3 protein-coding genes and 1 pseudogene are annotated in these 3243 nt (G+C 69.8%); all 4 read left to right on the forward strand.

The features are described 5' to 3' along the window. Window positions 1–198: pseudogene (locus RT567_RS15230) on the forward strand (hypothetical protein); the annotation flags it as partial. Window positions 199–320: 122 nt separating this feature from the next. Beyond that, window positions 321–1271 carry a glutathione synthase gene (gene gshB / locus RT567_RS15235; protein WP_313577087.1) on the forward strand — a complete coding sequence of 317 codons (951 nt, stop codon included), beginning with the start codon at window positions 321–323 and terminating at the stop codon, window positions 1269–1271. 26 nt (window positions 1272–1297) lie between these two features. Further along, window positions 1298–2002, forward strand: a complete 705-nt coding sequence (locus tag RT567_RS15240) for a hypothetical protein (protein WP_313577088.1) — start codon at window positions 1298–1300, stop codon at window positions 2000–2002. A gap of 68 nt (window positions 2003–2070) precedes the next feature. Further along, window positions 2071–3243 (forward strand): YifB family Mg chelatase-like AAA ATPase (locus tag RT567_RS15245; RefSeq protein WP_313577089.1); only part of this gene is annotated, 1173 nt, incomplete at its 3' end.

The raw sequence follows: 3243 nt of genomic DNA on the forward strand, positions 1-3243 counted from the left end.
GGCGCCGAACGCTCGGCCTTGCGCCGCGCCCTGCTGGACCCCGAGGATCACCGCCCCTGGCTGGACGTGGCCGCCGCCCGCGAGAAACAGGGCGCCCTGACCGGGGCCATGCCCGCCCTGTCGCGCGCCCGCAGTCTGGGCGAGCCGATCGCCGCCTGCGACGCCCGACTGGACCGCGTGCGGATGCGGTTGAACTGAAGCGCGGCCTTGCGGCCGAGCTGTCGCGGCCTCAAGTAACGCGCAGCGGCGCCCTCGTTTCGGGCGCTCATGCAGCGAGCGCCCGCGGCGCGAGTGATAGCGCCCAACAAGAAGGACACCCCATGCTCAAGGTCGCCATCCAGATGGACCCGCTCGAGGCGGTCAACGTCGAGTCGGACACCACCTTCCTGATGGCCCTGACCGGGCAGGGGCGCGGTCACAAGCTGTGGGTCTATGACTTCCGCACCCTGGCGCTGGAAGACGGCCGCCTGTTCTGCCGCGCCCGTCCGGTGACGGTGCAGCGCGAGCAGGGAAACCACGCGGACTTCGGTCCCGAACAGCGGCTGGACCTGGCCGAGGACGTGGACGTCATCCTGATGCGCCAGGATCCGCCGTTCGACATGGCCTATGTCACCGCCACCTATCTGCTGGAGCGGGTGCATCCCAGGACCCTGGTGGTCAACGACCCGGCCGAGGTGCGCTCGGCGCCTGAAAAGCTGATCGCCACCCTCTTCCCCGGCCTGCAGCCGCCGACCCTGGTGTCGTCCGATCCCGAGGCCCTGGTCGATTTCCACCGCCGCCATGGCGATGTGGTGCTCAAGCCTCTGCACGGCGCCGCCGGGTCGGGCGTGGTGCGGCTGAAGGCGGATGATCCGAACCTGGAAGCCCTGATCGAGATTCACGCGGCCGGGTCGCGCGATCCTCTGGTGATCCAGAAATTTATCCCCGCCGTCTCGGCGGGCGACAAGCGCATCATCCTGGTCGACGGCGAGCCGGTCGGCGCCATCAACCGCATCCCCGCCAAGGACCAGGTGCGCTCCAACCTGCGGGTCGGCGGCACGGCGGCGCCGGTTGAACTGACCCCGCGCGATCTGGAGATCTGCGCCGCCATCGGCCCCTATCTGAAGGAACGCGGTCTGATCTTCGTCGGCATCGATGTGATCGGCGACTATCTGACCGAGATCAATGTGACCTCGCCCACCGGCGCCCAGCAGCTACTGAACTTCGCCGGGATCGATGCGACCGAGCGCATGTGGGAGGTCATCGAGCAAAGGAAACGCGCGGCCGGCTGAGGCGGCGCTTTACGGGAGGGGAGCCCATGACTGCATTGACCAAGACCGGGGTGCTGGCCGTCCTGGCGCTGGCGGCGGCTTGTCCGGCGGCGGCTCAGGAGGCGCCGCCGAATGCGGAGCCGAAACGCCCGTCGCTGGAGGTGCTGGAGCGGATCATCGAGACGCGCACGCCGCAGACCCGGATCGAGACGCCGGACCATGACCGCATCAGCGCCCGGCGCATCGATATCGTCGACGCCGACGGGACCATCCGCATGACCCTGTCGGGTGCGACCCCGCCGCCGATCATCGATGGCGTTCAGTACAAGCGCGCCTTCAACGTCGCCGGTCTGATCCTGTATGACGACAAGGGCAGCGAGCGTGGCGGTTTCGGCACGGCGGACGTCGAGGGCGGCATGGCCGTTCTGGCGCTGGATCACCCGGCGATGGACGCGGTCGGCTGGCGCGTGTCGCCCGACGGTTCGGTCAGTTTCGTTTTCAACCAGGCGCCGCCGCTGGTGCGCGAGCCGGGGTTGGGCGGGGCGCTGGTTCCGGGCGTGCAGACGCCGACGCGGATGCGCCTGTCGCTGGCCGCCGACGGCACGCCCGCCGTCGCCCTGTCGGACAGGAACGACAAGCCGCGCCTGCGCCTGACCGTGACCGAAGAAGGCTTCGGCGCCATCCAGTTCCTGAACGCCGAGGGTCAGGTGATCCATACGATCGCGCCGGAAGCCGACCTGCCGACGAACTGACCGAACAGCGCTCTTGCAGTTGTCATGAGTTCGTGATTTGTTCCTCTCGATCTGCGGGAGGGAACGGCATGGTCGCGCGGGTGGTGACGGTGGCTTTCGACGGCGTCGACGCGCGCCGGGTCGATGTCGAGGTGCAGCAGGTCGGCTCGCCCGCCGGGGCTTTCGCCATCGTCGGCCTGCCGGACAAGGCGGTGGCCGAGAGCCGCGAACGAGTGCGCGGCGCCTTTGCGGGGATCGGCCTGGCGCTTCCGGCCAAGAAGGTGATCGCCAATCTGGCTCCCGCCGACCTGCCCAAGGAGGGCAGCCATTTCGACCTGCCCATCGCCCTGGCCCTGCTCGCCTCCATGGGGGTGATCGGGCCGGATGCGCTGGACGGCTGGGCCGCAGTGGGCGAACTGGGTCTGGACGGTCAGATCGCGGCGGTGGGTGGAACCCTGCCTGCGGCGATGGCGGTGAACGCCATGGGGCTGGGCCTGATCTGCCCCGAGGCCAACGGGCCGGAGGCGGCCTGGGCGGGCGAGGCGCGGCTGCTGGCGCCGCGCTCCCTGATCGGCCTGATCAATCATTTTCGGGGAACCCAGGTGCTGCGCCCGCCTCAACCGGGGCCGGTGCTGGAAGGGCGCGCCGTGCCCGACCTGCGCGAGGTCAAGGGACAGGAGGGCGCCAAGCGGGCGCTGGAGATCGCCGCCGCCGGAGGCCACAACCTGTTGTTCGTCGGCCCGCCGGGTTCAGGCAAGTCGATGATGGCGGCGCGCCTGCCGGGTTTGCTGCCGCCGTTGACGCCGATGGAGCGGCTGGAGACCTCCATGGTCTGGTCGGTGGCCGGGCTGATCGAGCGCGGAGGGCTGACCCGCGAACGACCGTTCAGAGCGCCTCATCATTCGGCCTCCATGGCGGCCCTGACGGGCGGAGGGCTGAAGGCCAAGCCGGGCGAGGCCTCCCTGGCGCACAACGGCGTGCTGTTCCTGGATGAACTGCCTGAATATGCGCCCCAGGCGCTGGACAGCCTGCGTCAGCCGCTGGAGACGGGCGAGATCGTCGTGGCGCGGGCCAACGCCCATGTGCGTTATCCGGCGCGGTTCCAGCTGGCGGCGGCGATGAACCCCTGCCGCTGCGGGTTGGGCGGGGCGGGGCGGGGCGCCTGCGGCAAGGCCCCGCGTTGCCAGAAGGATTATCAGAACCGCATTTCCGGCCCGATGTTCGACCGCATCGACCTGACGGTGGAGACCCCGGCGGTGACG

Origin of the sequence: Brevundimonas sp. (assembly GCF_032107865.1) — a bacterium.
Lineage (GTDB): Bacteria > Pseudomonadota > Alphaproteobacteria > Caulobacterales > Caulobacteraceae > Brevundimonas.